This is a genomic window from Frankia sp. AgPm24, assembly GCF_023243055.1.
In the GTDB taxonomy this organism is placed as follows: domain Bacteria; phylum Actinomycetota; class Actinomycetes; order Frankiales; family Frankiaceae; genus Frankia; species Frankia umida.
Genome location: NZ_JALKFW010000086.1, coordinates 1 through 675 on the forward strand (window position 1 = coordinate 1; position 675 = coordinate 675).

The following is a 675-nucleotide window of genomic DNA, read 5'->3' on the forward strand; positions in this document are numbered from 1 at the left end:
CAGGCGCTGTTGGCGGTGTACGGCGATCGCGGTGAGGGCGGGGAGCCGTTGTGGTTGGGGTCGGTGAAGTCGAACATTGGTCATGCCCAGGCCGCTGCTGGGGTCGCGGGGATCGTCAAGATGATCCTGGCGATGCGGCACGGTGTCCTGCCCCGAACCCTTCATGCTGAGACGCCTTCGTCCAAGGTCGACTGGTCGGCTGGTGATGTGCGGGTCCTGGCCGAGGAGCGTGAGTGGCCCGCGACCGGGCGTCCGCGCCGGGCGGGGATCTCGTCGTTCGGATTCAGCGGCACCAACGCCCACGTCATCCTCGAACAGGCCCCGGACCCGATCACCGTTGAGCAAGCGTCATGCCCCCCTGACGTGGAGGTGGGAGACGCTCCTGAGACGTCGGGTGTGGTGCCGTTGGTGGTGTCGGCGCGGTCGCTGGAGGGCTTGCGGGCCGCTGCCGGGCAGTTGGCCGACTTCCTCGAACAGCAGCCCGTGTCGAGCTTGGGCGATGTGGGTCGGGCGTTGTTGACGTCTCGTTCGGTGTGGGAGTTCCGGGCTGGAGTGGTGGCCGCGAGCCCGGATGAGGCGGTGGCGAAACTCCGTGCGGTGGAGCGGACCGGTATCGCGAATGCCGTCGTGGCCGGGACGTTGCGGCGTGATGAGGATGAGTCGGCCAGGTTCGTG

The 675-nt window shown here is 68.1% G+C and carries 1 protein-coding gene; it reads left to right on the forward strand.

The features are described from left to right. Positions 1–675: ketoacyl-synthetase C-terminal extension domain-containing protein (locus tag MXD61_RS05780; RefSeq protein ID WP_285223162.1), on the forward strand; the 675-nt coding region annotated here is incomplete at both ends.